This is a genomic window from Pseudomonas corrugata, assembly GCF_050920615.1.
Lineage (GTDB): Bacteria > Pseudomonadota > Gammaproteobacteria > Pseudomonadales > Pseudomonadaceae > Aquipseudomonas > Aquipseudomonas corrugata.
Genome location: NZ_CP130434.1, coordinates 5,789,772 through 5,803,924, shown reverse-complemented (window position 1 = coordinate 5,803,924; position 14,153 = coordinate 5,789,772). Strand labels below are relative to the sequence as shown.

Below are 14,153 nucleotides of genomic sequence, written 5' to 3'. Positions count from 1 at the left end.
GCGCTCGTCATCCGTCATGGCATCTGTGCTAGTCTGCTCGCCCTTTTGGTTCCGGGCGCTCCGGGAGGCGCTGTGTCACTCACGGCCATTCCCGAGCCGTCCGCACAGCGGAGCAGCAGCATGTCCGAAGTAAACCTGTCCACCGACGAAACCCGCGTCAGCTACGGCATTGGTCGTCAGCTGGGCGACCAATTGCGCGACAACCCGCCACCGGGCGTCAGCCTGGATGCGATCCTGGCCGGCCTGACCGACGCCTTCGCCGGCAAGCCAAGCCGTGTGGGCCAGGAAGAAATGTCCGCCAGCTTCAAGGTCATCCGCGAAATCATGCAGGCCGAAGCCGCCGCCAAAGCCGAAGCCGCTGCTGGCGAAGGTCGTGCGTTCCTGGCTGAAAATGCCAAGCGCGACGGCATCACCACCCTGGCTTCGGGCTTGCAATTTGAAGTGCTGACCCAGGGTGAAGGCGCCAAGCCGACCCGTGAAGACCAGGTGCGTACCCACTACCACGGCACCCTGATCGACGGCACCGTGTTCGACAGCTCCTACGATCGTGGCCAGCCAGCCGAATTCCCGGTAGGCGGCGTGATCCCAGGCTGGACCGAAGCGCTGCAACTGATGAATGCCGGCAGCAAATGGCGCCTGTACGTGCCGAGCGAACTGGCTTACGGCGCCCAGGGCGTTGGCAGCATCCCGCCGCACAGCGTTCTGGTGTTCGACGTCGAGCTGTTGGACGTTCTGTAAGGCAATAGCAGGCCTTTGTGGGAGCGGGTTTGCTCGCGATGGCGGTCAGTCAGTCGAGTTAATGTTGACTGACACGCCGTCATCGCGAGCGGGCTCGCTCCCACAGGGCTTGTGTGCTCATCCGTGAAACTTGCCATTGAAATCACTCGTCGGGCGCAATGCCCGGGCATAGCAGAACAGGAACAGGTTTCGCACCAGCTCCTTGAGCACCAGCGGTTCGCTGGAGTTCAGGCTGTTGATGTCCAGGTCTCCCTGGTCCTGTAGTTCGCTCAAGGCTTCTTCTTCAAGCACCGCACAGACTTCCCCGGTTTCCCGATGCAGGATCCTGAGGTAAGGATGTGGGCGGTCCAGCCAGGCATCGATCAAATAAGTCATGGTTCTCATCTCCTTGATGGGTTTAATGAGAATAATTCTTATTATCGAAATAGCAAGGCTCTATTTGTATTCCGGTTTGTTTTCTGACGATGGGTTGTCGCAGCTCGCGGCGGCTGGCGTTTGGCTGGCATGTGCAAAACCGGGCTGAAGCGGGGAGGGCGCGGCACCATCCCACGCAAGGCGCGGGATGGGATGCAGAAGGCTCAGACCTTTCTGACGAACTCGGATTTGAGTTTCATCGGGCCGATGCCATCGATCTTGCAGTCAATGTCATGATCGCCGTCGCACAGGCGGATGTTCTTGACCTTGGTGCCCACCTTGACCACCAGCGACGTGCCCTTGACCTTGAGGTCCTTGATCACGGTAATGGTGTCGCCGTCCTGCAGGACGTTGCCGACCGAGTCTTTCTTCACGGTGTCATCGGACGCCGCTTCGACTTCGCCGGTGGCAGACCATTCGTGGGCACACTCCGGGCAGACCAGTTGGGTACCGTCTTCGTAAGTGTATTCGGAATTGCATTTCGGGCAGGGTGGCAACGTGCTCACTAAGGTTCCTTGGTATCAGGAGGGCAAAAGGGCGCACATTATATAGGGTTTTTTGCGAGGAGGGTGGTGCTGCGAAGGCATTGTGGCGAGGGGATAAATCCCCTCGCCACAGAGGCCCTTGGATCAGTGGGTACGGGCGACCGCAAACTCGCTCAATTCCACCAGGGCATCGCGGTACTCGCTGGCCGGCAGGGCATTGAGGCATTTGATTGCGCGGGCGACATAGTCCCGGGCCAGTTTCGCGGTGTAGTCCAGCGAGCCGGAGGCTTCGACCGCTGCGCGAATGCTTTCCAGGTCTTCGATGCCGCCTTTCTGGATGGCCTGGCGTACCAGGGCCGCCTGTTCTGGCGACCCTTCGCGCATGGTGTAGATCAGCGGCAGGGTCGGCTTGCCCTCGGCGAGGTCGTCACCGACGTTCTTGCCCAGGGTTTCGGCGTCGCCCTTGTAGTCCAACAGGTCGTCCACCAACTGGAAGGCCACGCCCAGGTGGTCGCCGAAGGTGCGCAGCGCTTCGCTCTGCTCGGCGGTCGCGCCGGCCAGCGCGGCGGCGCTGTGGGTCGAGGCTTCGAAGAGCATCGCGGTCTTGCCGCGGATGACCTCCATGTAGGTTTCCTCGGTGGTGCTGGCGTCACGCACCTTGGACAACTGCAGTACTTCGCCTTCAGCGATGATGCGAGTGGCCTGGGACAGGATCTTCATCACCGGCATCGAGCCCAGTTCGACCATCATTTCGAACGAGCGCGAGTACAGGAAATCGCCCACCAATACACTTGGGGCGTTGCCCCACATGGCATTGGCGGTCGAGCGGCCACGGCGCATGCCGGACATGTCGACCACGTCGTCATGCAGCAAGGTGGCGGTATGCAGGAATTCGATGGTGGCAGCCAGCAGGCGCAGGTCGTCGCCTTCGCGACCCAGGGCCTTGCCACACAGGAGCACCAATAAAGGACGCAGGCGCTTGCCGCCAGCCGAGGTGATGTAGTCGCCGATTTTCGACACCAGCGGCACTCGGGAAGTCAGCTGCTTCTTGATGATGCCGTCGACGGCACTAAAATCGTCCGCCACTGCGCGGTAGAAAGCTTGGGGTTGCATCAGCGACAGGCGCTCCAGAAGGGTTGCGCGGCATGCTAGGACCCACGTCCGGGGCTGTCAAGGCACGATGGACGGCTACTTGCATCGCCAGGACAGCTTGCGTACAATCGCGCACCCTGAACTTCCTGGGCAGCACCTGCCTTACGCAATTGCATCCGGGCCTTCCAGCCCATGCAGCCATGCCAGCCAATACCTCTTCTTCTAAAGCGCTGGGTGAGCAGGATTATCGGAGAAATACCATGTCTTATGCAGTAATCGTTACTGGTGGCAAGCAATACAAGGTCGCCCCAGGTGAATACCTGAAGATCGAAAAACTGGAAGTCGCTACCGGCGAATCCGTGACTTTTGATCGCGTTCTGTTGGTCGCCAATGGCGATGACGTGAATATCGGTGCTCCAGTTGTTGCTGGCGCGACCGTTGTGGCTGAAGTGATCTCCCAAGGTCGTCACGATAAAGTCCGCATCATCAAGTTCCGTCGTCGTAAGCACCACATGAAGCGTATGGGCCACCGCCAGTGGTACACCGAGATCAAAATCACCGGTATTCAGGCTTAATTTCAGCCTAATTCCTCACTAGGAGAATTGAACTCATGGCACACAAAAAAGCTGGTGGTAGTACCCGTAACGGTCGCGACTCAGAAGCCAAACGCCTTGGCGTGAAGATGTATGGCGGCCAGAAAATCATTCCGGGCAACATCATCGTGCGTCAGCGCGGCACCCAATTCCACGCCGGTTACGGTGTAGGCATGGGTAAGGATCACACCCTCTTCGCTAAAATCGAAGGCGTGATCAAGTTCGAAGTAAAGGGCGCGTTCAACCGCCGTTACGTGAGCGTTGTCGCGGCTTAATCGCGAGAATGCTGGAGAAGCCCTGTCTTGCGACGGGGCTTTTTCGTTTGTGGGGTGAGTCTCTTGCAAAGCTGTTTGTATGGGCTGCCGGCGCTGCTATCGGGCGCTTGATCTGGTCGCTGCGTTCATTTTTGCAAGAGTCTTATGTCTTGTTTTTTTCGACTCGTCCGTATGGCGAGAGGCGTGTGTCATGAAGTTTGTTGATGAAGTATCGATTCGAGTAAAGGCCGGCGACGGCGGCAATGGTTGCATGAGTTTCCGTCGGGAAAAGTTCATTGAAAACGGTGGTCCGAACGGTGGTGACGGCGGCGACGGCGGCTCGATCTTCATGCTCGCTGATGAGAACCTCAATACCCTGGTGGACTACCGATACACCCGGCACTTCGATGCCGAGCGTGGCTCCAACGGTGGCAGCACCGACTGCACCGGTAAGAAGGGTGAGGACCTGGTCCTGCGCGTTCCGGTCGGTACCACGGTGATCGACTCCGCGACTCAGGAAGTCATTGGCGACCTGACCAAGCCGGGCCAGCGTCTGCTGGTGGCTCATGGTGGTTGGCATGGCCTGGGCAACACCCGCTTCAAGTCCAGTACCAACCGTGCGCCGCGCCAGACTACGCCAGGCAAGCCGGGCGAGCAGCGCGACCTGAAGTTGGAAATGAAGGTGCTGGCCGACGTGGGCCTGCTGGGCTTGCCGAACGCCGGTAAAAGTACCTTCATTCGCTCGGTGTCGGCCGCCAAGCCGAAAGTGGCGGACTACCCGTTCACCACGCTGGTGCCGAACCTGGGCGTGGTCAGTGTCGATCGCTGGAAAAGCTTCGTAGTCGCGGACATCCCGGGGCTGATCGAGGGCGCTTCCGATGGCGCCGGCCTGGGGATTCGCTTCCTCAAGCACTTGTCCCGCACCCGCCTGCTGCTGCATCTCGTGGACATGGCGCCGCTGGATGAAAGCAATGCTGCCGATGCCGCCGAAGTCATTGTCAGCGAGCTGACCAAGTTCAGCCCGGCCCTGGCCGAGCGTGATCGCTGGCTGGTATTGAACAAGTGTGACCAGATCCTCGAAGAAGAGCACGAGGAGCGGGTCAAGGAAATCGTCGACCGCCTGGAGTGGGAAGGTCCGGTCTACGTGATCTCCGCCATTGCCAAAGAAGGCACCGAGCGCCTGTGTCACGACATCATGCGCTACCTGGAAGATCGCGCCGATCGCCTGGCCAATGACCCGGTCTACAAGGAAGAGCTGGCCGAACTCGATCAGCGCATCGAAGATGAAGCCCGTGCGCAGTTGCAGGCGCTGGATGACCAGCGTGCCCTGCGTCGCAGTGGTGTGAAGTCGGTCCATGACATCGGCGAGGATGACTGGGATGAAGAAGATGTGGATGACGAAGATGGTCCGGAGATCATCTACGTTCGCGACTGATCCTGAAATGTTCGTCCGTTAAGCTGCAAAACCTGTGGGAGCGAGCCTGCTCGCGAATACGTTATATCAGCCAATGTCCATGTCGCTGATCCAGCGCTTTCGCGAGCGGGCTCGCTCCCACAGGTTTAAGTGGCTCGGCGCGGTGTTATCATCGCAGCCAGCCGGTTTCCAGGGCGCCGCTCATTCGAGCGGCGTTTTGGTGTCTGCAAAACGCAAATACGAATAATCCCATGGGCGGCGCTGGGTCGCGCCGTTCGCTGGCAAAGGTTGAAGATGATGCGGAGCAAGGTGACGGGTGCGCGGCGCTGGGTCGTAAAGATCGGCAGTGCACTGCTGACGGCGGATGGCAAGGGCCTGGATCGCAAGGCGATGGCGGTGTGGGTCGAGCAGATGGTGGCCTTGCATGAGGCTGGCGTCGAGCTGGTGCTGGTCTCTTCGGGGGCGGTGGCGGCCGGTATGAGCCGCCTGGGCTGGACGTCGCGACCCAGCGCGATGCATGAGTTGCAGGCAGCCGCCGCTATTGGTCAGATGGGTCTCGTGCAGGCTTGGGAATCCAGCTTCGCCGAGCATGGTCGTCATACGGCGCAGATTCTCCTGACTCACGATGACCTCTCCGACCGCAAGCGTTACCTCAATGCTCGCAGTACCTTGCGCGCGCTGGTAGAGCTGAAAGTCATCCCGGTGATCAACGAGAACGATACCGTGGTCACCGATGAGATCCGTTTCGGCGACAACGACACCTTGGCCGCGCTGGTGGCGAACCTGGTGGAGGCCGATCTGCTGGTGATTCTCACTGACCGCGACGGCATGTTCGACGCCGATCCGCGCACCAATCCCGACGCCAAGCTGATCTACGAAGCCCGTGCCGATGATTCGGCCCTGGACGCGGTCGCGGGCGGCACCGGTGGCGCGCTGGGGCGTGGCGGCATGCAAACCAAGCTGCGTGCCGCACGCCTGGCGGCGCGCTCCGGTGCTCACACCATCATCATCGGTGGTCGGCTGGAGCGGGTGTTGGATCGCCTGAAAGCGGGCGAGCACATCGGTACGTTGCTCTCGCCTGAGCGCGGCATGTTGGCGGCGCGCAAGCAATGGCTGGCCGGCCATCTGCAAACCCGCGGCACGTTGGTGCTGGATGCGGGGGCCGTGACGGCGCTGTCCCAGGGCAACAAAAGTCTGCTGCCGGTGGGTGTGAAACTGGTCCAGGGCAGCTTCCGGCGTGGCGAGATGGTGGTGTGCGTGGCGCCGGATGGGCGCGAGATCGCCCGTGGCCTGGCGAACTACAGTGCGCTGGAGGCGCAGAAAATCATTGGGCAATCGTCTGACGCGATTGTTGGTCTGCTGGGTTACATGGCTGAGCCTGAGCTGGTTCACCGCGACAACCTGATTCTTGTCTAAGGAAATTACATGGGTTTGGCAAAAGGATTGATCGGCCTGCTGTTGACGATGCCGTTGCTGGCTTCGGCCGAGGAGATTGGTCAGGTGTCGACGGTGTTCAAGTTTGTTGGACCGAACGACCGGATCGTGGTCGAGGCGTTCGACGATCCCAAAGTGGATGGCGTGACTTGTTATCTGTCCCGGGCCAAGACTGGTGGCGTGAAGGGCGGCCTGGGGCTGGCCGAGGATCGCGCAGAGGCGTCCATCGCCTGTCGCCAGGTAGGGCCGATCAGCTTCAAGGGTGAGCTCAAGGACGGCGAGGAGGTGTTTCGTGAGCGCACCTCGCTGGTGTTCAAGACCATGCAGGTGGTGCGGTTCCTCGACAAGAAGCGCAACACGCTGGTGTACCTGGTCTACAGCGATCGCGTGATCGAGGGCAGTCCGCAGAATGCGGTGACGGCGATTCCAATCCTGCCGTGGGCGCACGCGCAATAATCGATACGCAGCCCCTGTGGGGGCAAAGCTTCTGTGGGGAGCGGATCTCTGTGGGAGCAAGGCTTGCCCGCGATGCAGGCGCCTCGGTTTGTCTGAATGCTGGGGCGATGCCGTCGCGGGCAAGCCTTGCTCCCACAGAAGCCTTGCTCTCACAGAGATCCGCTCCCCACAGAGGTCTGCCTCTACATAATTTTGTGTGGTGTGAAAAATCCCAGGCAATAAAAAACCGACCCGGAGGTCGGTTTTTTAACGAGCGCGTCGCTTAGGCAGCAGCGGCAACGTTCAGGGCCTTTACGTGGCCATTCAGGCGGCTCTTATGACGAGCAGCCTTGTTCTTGTGGATGATGCCTTTATCGGCCATACGGTCGATAACAGGCACAGCCAGAACGTAGGCAGCTTGAGCTTTTTCAGCGTCTTTTGCGTCGATGGCCTTAACTACGTTTTTGATGTAGGTACGAACCATGGAACGCAGGCTGGCGTTGTGGCTGCGACGCTTCTCAGCCTGTTTTGCACGTTTTTTGGCGGAAGGTGAGTTGGCCACCGTCGAGCTCCTCGAAAGACTTTTTGGGAAATAGCAAACAAAATAGGCCGCGAATCATGCCGATGAGTTGAGGTCTTGTCAAGGGCGGGTGACGCGTTCCGCTGAATGGCAGGTACAACGCACCGGGTGATTTCTTTCCGGCGTGTGACCTGTAAACTCGCGGGCTTTGGCGCTGTGCTGTTTAGCGGCGCGGAGTATCGCACAAGTGGGCGCGTTGTTCGCCTGCTGTTTATCGACAGGCTGAAACTCTTTTCATGAATCTGCTCAAATCGTTGGCTGCCGTCAGCTCTATCACGATGCTTTCCCGCGTCCTGGGGTTCGTTCGCGACACGCTCATCGCACGAATATTCGGTGCCGGAATGGCCACCGACGCCTTCTTCATCGCCTTCAAACTGCCCAATCTGTTGCGCCGGATCTTCGCCGAAGGGGCGTTTTCCCAGGCCTTCGTACCAATCCTGGCGGAATATAAAAGCCAGAAGGGCGACGAGGCGACCCGTACCTTCATTGCCTATGTCACCGGTCTGCTGACGCTGGTGCTCGCGCTCGTCACGACGGCCGGCATGCTCGCCGCGCCCTGGGTGATCTGGGCCACGGCGCCGGGCTTTACCGACACTCCGGAAAAATACCAGCTCACTACCGATCTCTTGCGGGTGACCTTTCCTTATATATTGCTGATTTCCCTGTCGTCCCTGGCCGGAGCGATCCTCAATACCTGGAACCGCTTTTCGGTACCGGCCTTCGTGCCGACGTTGCTCAACGTCAGCATGATCGTGTTTGCGGTGTTCCTGACGCCGTATTTCAACCCTCCGGTGATGGCCCTCGGCTGGGCAGTACTGGTGGGCGGCCTGGCGCAGCTGCTGTACCAACTGCCCTACCTGAAGAAGATTGGCATGCTGGTACTGCCGCGCCTGAACCTGCGCGACAGCGGCGTCTGGCGGGTGCTCAAGCAGATGCTGCCGGCAATTCTCGGGGTGTCGGTGAGCCAGATTTCCCTGATCATCAACACCATTTTCGCCTCGTTCCTGGTGGCCGGCTCGGTGTCGTGGATGTACTACGCCGACCGCCTGATGGAGCTGCCGTCCGGCGTGCTGGGCGTGGCGCTGGGTACGATCCTGTTGCCGACCCTGGCCAAGACCTATGCCAGCCGGGACCGCCAGGAGTACTCGCGCATTCTCGACTGGGGCCTGCGCCTGTGCTTCGTGCTGGTGCTGCCATGTGCGGTGGCCCTGGGGATCCTGGCCGAACCCCTGACCGTCTCGCTGTTCCAGTATGGCCAGTTCAAGGCGTTCGATGCCCTGATGACCCAGCGGGCCCTGATTGCCTACTCGGTGGGGTTGCTGGGGATTATCCTGATCAAGGTGCTGGCGCCAGGGTTCTACGCCCAGCAGAACATCCGCACGCCGGTGAAGATCGCCATTTTCACCCTGGTGATGACGCAATTGTTCAACCTCTTGCTGATCGGTCCCTTGGCTCACGCCGGCCTGGCCCTGGCGATCAGTATTGGCGCCTGCCTCAACGCCGGGCTGCTGTTCTACCAGCTGCGCAAGCAGAAGATGTATCAAGCGCAGCCAGGATGGGGCGCGTTCGGCCTCAAGCTGCTGGTGGCCGTGGTAGTGATGGCGGCGGTGTTGCTGGGGGCGATGCACTTCATGCCGGCCTGGGGCGAAGGGCAGATGCTCGAGCGTTTCCTGCGCCTCGGCGTGTTGGTCGTCGCGGGCGTGGTGGTCTATTTCGGCATGTTGCTGCTGATGGGGTTCCGTCTGCGTGACTTCAATCGCAAGGCCTTGCGCTGAGGGATTGCCCTCGACGGGGGCGGGTCGGGCAGTGGTTTTGTCGGTTCGATCACTTTGGGTTACGGTGTTGCCTGTCGTTGGCCGCCGGGTGTGGTTATAATCGGCCACTTTATGAGCAAGAAGCGCGTTATGCAGCTGGTTCGAGGCCTCCACAACCTGCGTCCCCGGCATCGGGGCTGTGTCGCCACCATTGGCAACTTCGACGGTGTTCACCGTGGCCACCAGGCTATCCTGGCGCGGCTGCGCGAGCGTGCGCTGGAGCTGGGCCTGCCCAGTTGCGTGGTCATCTTCGAGCCGCAACCCCGGGAGTTTTTTGCCCCGGACACCGCGCCGGCCCGTCTGGCCCGCTTGCGGGACAAACTGCAACTGCTGGCCGCCGAAGGCGTCGACCGGGTCCTGTGCCTGGCTTTCAACGAGCGCCTGAGCAAGCTCAGCGCCGCAGAATTCGTCGAGACCATCCTGGTGGGCGGTCTCGACGTGAAGCATCTGGAGGTCGGCGACGACTTCCGTTTCGGCTGTGACAGGGCGGGGGATTTCACCTACCTGCAGCAGGCCGGCCTCGCCCGTGGCTTTACCGTTGAGGCGGCGCAGACCGTCGAGATGGATGGCTTGCGTGTCAGCAGCACCCAGGTCCGCAACGCCCTGGCCGCTGCCGACTTCGAATTGGCCGAGCGCTTGCTCGGCCGTCCGTACCGGATTGCCGGGCGGATCCTGCACGGACAGAAACTGGCGCGCCAATTGGGTACGCCGACCGCCAACGTGCAACTCAAGCGTCGTCGTGTGCCGCTGACCGGGGTATTCCTGGTGAGCGTCGAGATCGATGGCAAGGCCTGGCCCGGCGTCGCCAATATCGGTGTACGCCCTACGGTCCAGGGAGATGGCAAGGCCCATCTCGAAGTACATGTTCTGGATTTTGCCGGCGATCTGTATGACCGGCGTTTGACGGTGGTTTTCCACCAGAAGCTGCGTGAAGAGCAGCGTTTTGCCTCCCTGGAGGCGCTCAAGACGGCGATCCATGCAGATATCGCCGCCGCCCGTGCCCTTGTCGCAACCAGCGCCAATCGCTAATGAAGAGCCTTAAATGACCGACTATAAAGCCACGCTAAACCTTCCGGACACCGCCTTCCCTATGAAGGCCGGCCTGCCTCAGCGCGAACCACAGATTCTGCAGCGTTGGGACAGCATTGGCCTGTACGGAAAGTTGCGCGAAATTGGCAAGGATCGTCCGAAGTTCGTCCTGCACGACGGTCCTCCCTACGCCAACGGCACCATTCACATCGGTCACGCGCTGAACAAGATTCTCAAGGACATGATCATCCGCTCCAAGACCCTGTCGGGTTTTGACGCGCCGTATGTTCCGGGCTGGGACTGCCACGGCCTGCCGATCGAGCACAAGGTGGAAGTGACCCTCGGCAAGAACCTGGGCGCGGACAAGACCCGCGAGCTGTGCCGTGCCTACGCCACCGAGCAGATCGAAGGGCAAAAGTCCGAATTCATCCGCCTCGGCGTGCTGGGCGACTTCGCCAACCCCTACAAGACCATGGATTTCAAGAACGAAGCCGGAGAAATCCGTGCCCTGGCGAAAATCGTCGAGGGTGGCTTCGTGTTCAAGGGCCTCAAGCCAGTGAACTGGTGCTTCGATTGCGGTTCGGCCCTGGCCGAGGCGGAAGTCGAGTACGAGAACAAGAAGTCGTCGACCATCGACGTGGCGTTCCCGATTGCCGATGAAGACAAGCTCGCCGCCGCTTTCGGCCTGGGCAAGCTGGCCAAGCCGGCCGCCATCGTGATCTGGACTACCACCCCGTGGACCATCCCGGCCAACCAGGCCCTCAACGTCCATCCGGAGTTCAACTACGCCCTGGTCGATGTTGGCGACAAGCTGCTGGTGTTGGCTGAAGAGCTGGTCGAATCCTGCCTGTCCCGTTACGGCCTCGAAGGCTCGGTGCTGGCGACTGCGCCGGGCTCGGCGCTGGAACTGATCAACTTCCGTCACCCGTTCTACGACCGTCTGTCGCCGGTGTACCTGGCCGACTACGTGGAGCTGGGCGCAGGCACTGGCGTGGTTCACTCCGCGCCGGCCTATGGTGTCGACGACTTCGTGACCTGCAAGAAATACGGCATGGTCAACGATGACATCCTCAACCCGGTCCAGAGCAATGGCGTATACGTGCCGTCCCTGGAGTTCTTTGGCGGCCAGTTCATCTGGAAAGCCAACCCGGCCATCGTCGACAAGCTGACAGAGGTCGGTGCGCTGCTGCACACCACCGTCATCGAACACAGCTACATGCACTGCTGGCGCCACAAGACCCCGTTGATCTACCGCGCCACCGCGCAGTGGTTCATCGGCATGGACAAGCAACCTGCCAGCGGCGATACCCTGCGCCAGCGCTCGCTCAAGGCTATCGAGGACACCCAGTTCGTTCCGGCCTGGGGCCAGGCACGCCTGCACTCGATGATCGCCAACCGTCCGGACTGGTGCATCTCCCGCCAGCGCAACTGGGGCGTGCCGATCCCATTCTTCCTGAACAAGGAAAGCGGTGAGCTGCACCCGCGTACCGTCGAGCTGATGGAGGCCGTTGCCAAACGTGTCGAAGTCGAGGGCATCGAAGCCTGGTTCAAGATGGACGCCGCCGAGCTGCTGGGCGACGAAGCACCGCTGTACGACAAGATCAGCGACACCCTGGACGTCTGGTTCGACTCCGGCACCACCCACTGGCACGTGCTGCGCGGTTCGCACCCGATGGGCCATGAGAGCGGCCCGCGTGCCGACCTGTACCTGGAAGGTTCGGACCAGCACCGCGGCTGGTTCCACTCGTCCCTGCTGACCGGTTGTGCCATCGACAACCACGCGCCGTACCGCGAGTTGCTGACCCACGGTTTCACCGTCGACGAGGCCGGCCGCAAGATGTCCAAGTCCCTGGGCAACGTGATCGCGCCGCAGAAAGTCAACGACACCCTGGGCGCCGACATCATGCGCCTGTGGGTCGCCTCCACCGACTACTCCGGCGAGATGGCGGTTTCCGAGCAGATCCTGCAGCGCAGCGCGGACGCCTACCGGCGCATCCGTAATACCGCGCGCTTCCTGCTGTCGAACCTGACCGGTTTCGACCCTGCCACCGACCTGCTGCCGGCCGAAGACATGCTGGCCCTGGACCGCTGGGCCGTGGACCGTACCCTGCTGCTGCAACGCGAGTTGCAGGAACACTACGGTGAATACCGTTTCTGGAACGTCTACTCGAAGATCCACAACTTCTGCGTGCAGGAGCTGGGTGGTTTCTACCTCGACATCATCAAGGACCGCCAGTACACCACCGGCGCCAACAGCAAGGCACGCCGCTCGTGCCAGACCGCGCTGTTCCACATCAGTGAGGCGTTGGTGCGCTGGATCGCGCCAATCCTGGCGTTCACCGCCGACGAGCTGTGGGAATACCTGCCAGGCGAGCGCAACGAATCGGTGATGCTCAACACCTGGTACGAAGGCCTGAGCGAATTGCCCCAAGGCTTCGAGCTGGACCGTGCCTACTGGGACCGGATCATGGCGGTCAAGGCCGCGGTCAACAAGGAAATGGAAATCCAGCGCGCGGCCAAGGCCGTCGGTGGCAACCTGCAGGCCGAAGTGACCCTCTACGCCGAGGAAGCCCTGAGCGGCGACCTGGCCAAACTGGGTAACGAACTGCGCTTCGTGCTGATCACCTCCACTGCCAGTGTCGCGCCGTTGGTGCAGGCTCCGGCCGATGCCGTGGTGACCGAAGTGGCCGGGCTGAAGCTCAAGGTGGTCAAGTCGGGCTTCGTCAAGTGCGCCCGTTGCTGGCACTGCCGCGAAGACGTCGGCGTGAATCCGGAACATCCGGAAATCTGCGGGCGTTGTGTCGACAACATCAGCGGTACCGGCGAGGTTCGCCACTATGCCTAACGCAGCGGGCCGTTTCGGACGGCTGGGCTGGCTCTGGTTGAGCGTGCTGGTCCTGGTCATCGACCAGGCCAGCAAGTTCTACTTCGAAGGCTCGTTGACCATGTACCAGCAAATTGTGGTCATCCCCGATTACTTCAGCTGGACCCTGGCCTACAACACCGGCGCGGCGTTCAGCTTCCTGGCCGACAGTTCGGGCTGGCAGCGCTGGCTGTTCGCCCTGATCGCCGTAGTGGTCAGCGCGGTGCTGGTGGTTTGGCTCAAGCGCCTGGGCCGCAACGAAACCTGGCTGGCCGTGGCGCTGGCGCTGGTGCTCGGCGGTGCCCTGGGCAATCTCTATGACCGCATTGCCTTGGGGCACGTGATCGATTTCATCCTGGTGCATTGGCAGAACCGCTGGTATTTCCCGGCGTTCAACTTCGCTGACAGCGCCATCACCGTGGGCGCCATCATGCTCGCCCTGGACATGTTCAAAAGCAAGAAAACCGGAGAAGCCGTCCATGACTGAGCAGCGTATCGCTCAAAACACCGAAGTGACGCTTCACTTCGCCCTGCATCTGGAAAATGGCGACACCGTCGATAGCACCTTCGACAAGTCCCCGGCTGTGTTCAAGGTAGGCGACGGTAACCTGTTGCCAGGCTTCGAGGCGGCGATCTTCGGTTTCAAGGCCGGCGACAAGCGCACCGTGGTCGTGACACCGGAAAACGCCTTTGGTCAGCCCAACCCGCAAAACGTGCAGACCATGCCACGCTCGCAGTTCCAGGACATGGAGCTGTCCGAGGGCTTGCTGGTGATCTTCAACGACGCGGCCAATACCGAGTTGCCGGGTGTGGTGAAGGTTTTTGACGACGCCCAGGTGACCGTGGACTTCAACCATCCCTTGGCGGGCAAGACCTTGAATTTCGAAGTGGAAATCCTCGACGTCAAGGCGGTTTAAGATTTAACGGGCAATCACTGCTCTCACACTACCTGTGGGAGCGAGCCTGCTCGCGATAGCTGAGTCACAATCGCTACCGAGGTGACTGATC

General features: G+C 60.9%; 15 protein-coding genes. 11 read left to right on the top strand and 4 right to left on the bottom strand.

Features of this window, described 5'->3' with window-relative positions; all coding sequences use genetic code 11:
* Positions 1–120 precede the first annotated feature (120 nt).
* Positions 121–738 carry an FKBP-type peptidyl-prolyl cis-trans isomerase gene (locus tag QZH45_RS25945; protein WP_024780767.1) on the top strand — a complete coding sequence of 206 codons (618 nt, stop codon included), beginning with the start codon at positions 121–123 and terminating at the stop codon, positions 736–738.
* A gap of 117 nt (positions 739–855) precedes the next feature.
* On the opposite strand, the gene QZH45_RS25940 is transcribed toward QZH45_RS25945, so the two are convergent.
* From QZH45_RS25940 to QZH45_RS25930, 3 genes are all read right to left on the bottom strand, one after another.
* Positions 856–1,113, bottom strand: a complete 258-nt coding sequence (locus tag QZH45_RS25940; protein WP_024780768.1) for a PA4570 family protein — start codon at positions 1,111–1,113, stop codon at positions 856–858.
* A gap of 203 nt (positions 1,114–1,316) precedes the next feature.
* Entirely contained in the window at positions 1,317–1,658 is a 342-nt protein-coding gene (locus QZH45_RS25935; RefSeq protein WP_024780769.1) for a zinc ribbon domain-containing protein YjdM, read from the bottom strand.
* A 123-nt stretch (positions 1,659–1,781) separates the two neighbouring features.
* Positions 1,782–2,750 carry a polyprenyl synthetase family protein gene (locus tag QZH45_RS25930; protein ID WP_024780770.1) on the bottom strand — a complete coding sequence of 323 codons (969 nt, stop codon included), beginning with the start codon at positions 2,748–2,750 and terminating at the stop codon, positions 1,782–1,784.
* A gap of 239 nt (positions 2,751–2,989) precedes the next feature.
* On the opposite strand from QZH45_RS25930, the gene rplU reads away from it, so the two are divergent.
* The 5 genes from rplU to QZH45_RS25905 all read left to right on the top strand — a co-directional run bounded on the left by rplU (position 2,990) and on the right by QZH45_RS25905 (position 6,880).
* Positions 2,990–3,304 (top strand): 50S ribosomal protein L21, encoded by a 315-nt coding sequence (gene rplU / locus QZH45_RS25925; RefSeq protein ID WP_007950961.1) that lies wholly within the window; start codon positions 2,990–2,992, stop codon positions 3,302–3,304.
* 35 nt (positions 3,305–3,339) lie between these two features.
* Complete coding sequence (gene rpmA / locus QZH45_RS25920) at positions 3,340–3,597, top strand: 50S ribosomal protein L27 (protein WP_003176049.1); 258 nt, start codon at positions 3,340–3,342, stop codon at positions 3,595–3,597.
* Between the two features lie 190 nt (positions 3,598–3,787).
* A complete protein-coding gene (gene cgtA, locus QZH45_RS25915) occupies positions 3,788–5,011 on the top strand; it encodes an Obg family GTPase CgtA (protein ID WP_024780771.1) in 1,224 nt (407 codons plus the stop codon).
* Positions 5,012–5,287: 276 nt separating this feature from the next.
* Complete coding sequence (gene proB / locus QZH45_RS25910) at positions 5,288–6,406, top strand: glutamate 5-kinase (RefSeq protein ID WP_024780772.1); 1,119 nt, start codon at positions 5,288–5,290, stop codon at positions 6,404–6,406.
* Between the two features lie 9 nt (positions 6,407–6,415).
* Complete coding sequence (locus QZH45_RS25905) at positions 6,416–6,880, top strand: CreA family protein (RefSeq protein ID WP_024780773.1); 465 nt, start codon at positions 6,416–6,418, stop codon at positions 6,878–6,880.
* Between the two features lie 262 nt (positions 6,881–7,142).
* Here QZH45_RS25905 and rpsT read toward each other — a convergent pair whose 3' ends face one another.
* Positions 7,143–7,421, bottom strand: coding sequence for a 30S ribosomal protein S20 (rpsT, locus tag QZH45_RS25900; protein ID WP_020798646.1), 279 nt, complete (start codon positions 7,419–7,421; stop codon positions 7,143–7,145).
* Between the two features lie 254 nt (positions 7,422–7,675).
* On the opposite strand from rpsT, the gene murJ reads away from it, so the two are divergent.
* The 5 genes from murJ (at position 7,676) to fkpB (ending at position 14,062) form a co-directional block, all read left to right on the top strand.
* The gene (gene murJ / locus QZH45_RS25895; RefSeq protein ID WP_053192148.1) at positions 7,676–9,214 is read left to right on the top strand and encodes a murein biosynthesis integral membrane protein MurJ; all 1,539 of its coding nucleotides are present in this window, start codon (positions 7,676–7,678) and stop codon (positions 9,212–9,214) included.
* Positions 9,215–9,343: 129 nt separating this feature from the next.
* A complete protein-coding gene (gene ribF, locus QZH45_RS25890) occupies positions 9,344–10,282 on the top strand; it encodes a bifunctional riboflavin kinase/FAD synthetase (RefSeq protein WP_024780775.1) in 939 nt (312 codons plus the stop codon).
* 13 nt (positions 10,283–10,295) lie between these two features.
* Complete coding sequence (ileS, locus tag QZH45_RS25885) at positions 10,296–13,127, top strand: isoleucine--tRNA ligase (RefSeq protein WP_432783588.1); 2,832 nt, start codon at positions 10,296–10,298, stop codon at positions 13,125–13,127.
* A complete protein-coding gene (gene lspA, locus QZH45_RS25880) occupies positions 13,120–13,632 on the top strand; it encodes a signal peptidase II (RefSeq protein ID WP_024780777.1) in 513 nt (170 codons plus the stop codon). The genes ileS and lspA overlap by 8 nt, the downstream gene beginning before the upstream one ends.
* Positions 13,625–14,062: an FKBP-type peptidyl-prolyl cis-trans isomerase gene (gene fkpB, locus QZH45_RS25875; RefSeq protein ID WP_024780778.1), complete on the top strand. Its 438-nt coding sequence runs from the start codon at positions 13,625–13,627 to the stop codon at positions 14,060–14,062. The genes lspA and fkpB overlap by 8 nt, the downstream gene beginning before the upstream one ends.
* Positions 14,063–14,153: the final 91 nt, after the last annotated feature.

Bases quoted from the DNA above. Each gene is read 5' to 3' on its own strand.
- QZH45_RS25945 (WP_024780767.1), top strand. From the start codon at position 121: ATGTCCGAAGTAAACCTGTCCACCGACGAAACCCGCGTCAGCTACGGC.
- QZH45_RS25940 (WP_024780768.1), bottom strand. From the start codon at position 1,113: ATGACTTATTTGATCGATGCCTGGCTGGACCGCCCACATCCTTACCTC.
- QZH45_RS25930 (WP_024780770.1), bottom strand. From the start codon at position 2,750: ATGCAACCCCAAGCTTTCTACCGCGCAGTGGCGGACGATTTTAGTGCC.
- rplU (WP_007950961.1), top strand. From the start codon at position 2,990: ATGTCTTATGCAGTAATCGTTACTGGTGGCAAGCAATACAAGGTCGCC.
- rpmA (WP_003176049.1), top strand. From the start codon at position 3,340: ATGGCACACAAAAAAGCTGGTGGTAGTACCCGTAACGGTCGCGACTCA.
- cgtA (WP_024780771.1), top strand. From the start codon at position 3,788: ATGAAGTTTGTTGATGAAGTATCGATTCGAGTAAAGGCCGGCGACGGC.
- proB (WP_024780772.1), top strand. From the start codon at position 5,288: ATGCGGAGCAAGGTGACGGGTGCGCGGCGCTGGGTCGTAAAGATCGGC.
- QZH45_RS25905 (WP_024780773.1), top strand. From the start codon at position 6,416: ATGGGTTTGGCAAAAGGATTGATCGGCCTGCTGTTGACGATGCCGTTG.
- murJ (WP_053192148.1), top strand. From the start codon at position 7,676: ATGAATCTGCTCAAATCGTTGGCTGCCGTCAGCTCTATCACGATGCTT.
- ribF (WP_024780775.1), top strand. From the start codon at position 9,344: ATGCAGCTGGTTCGAGGCCTCCACAACCTGCGTCCCCGGCATCGGGGC.
- ileS (WP_432783588.1), top strand. From the start codon at position 10,296: ATGACCGACTATAAAGCCACGCTAAACCTTCCGGACACCGCCTTCCCT.
- lspA (WP_024780777.1), top strand. From the start codon at position 13,120: ATGCCTAACGCAGCGGGCCGTTTCGGACGGCTGGGCTGGCTCTGGTTG.
- fkpB (WP_024780778.1), top strand. From the start codon at position 13,625: ATGACTGAGCAGCGTATCGCTCAAAACACCGAAGTGACGCTTCACTTC.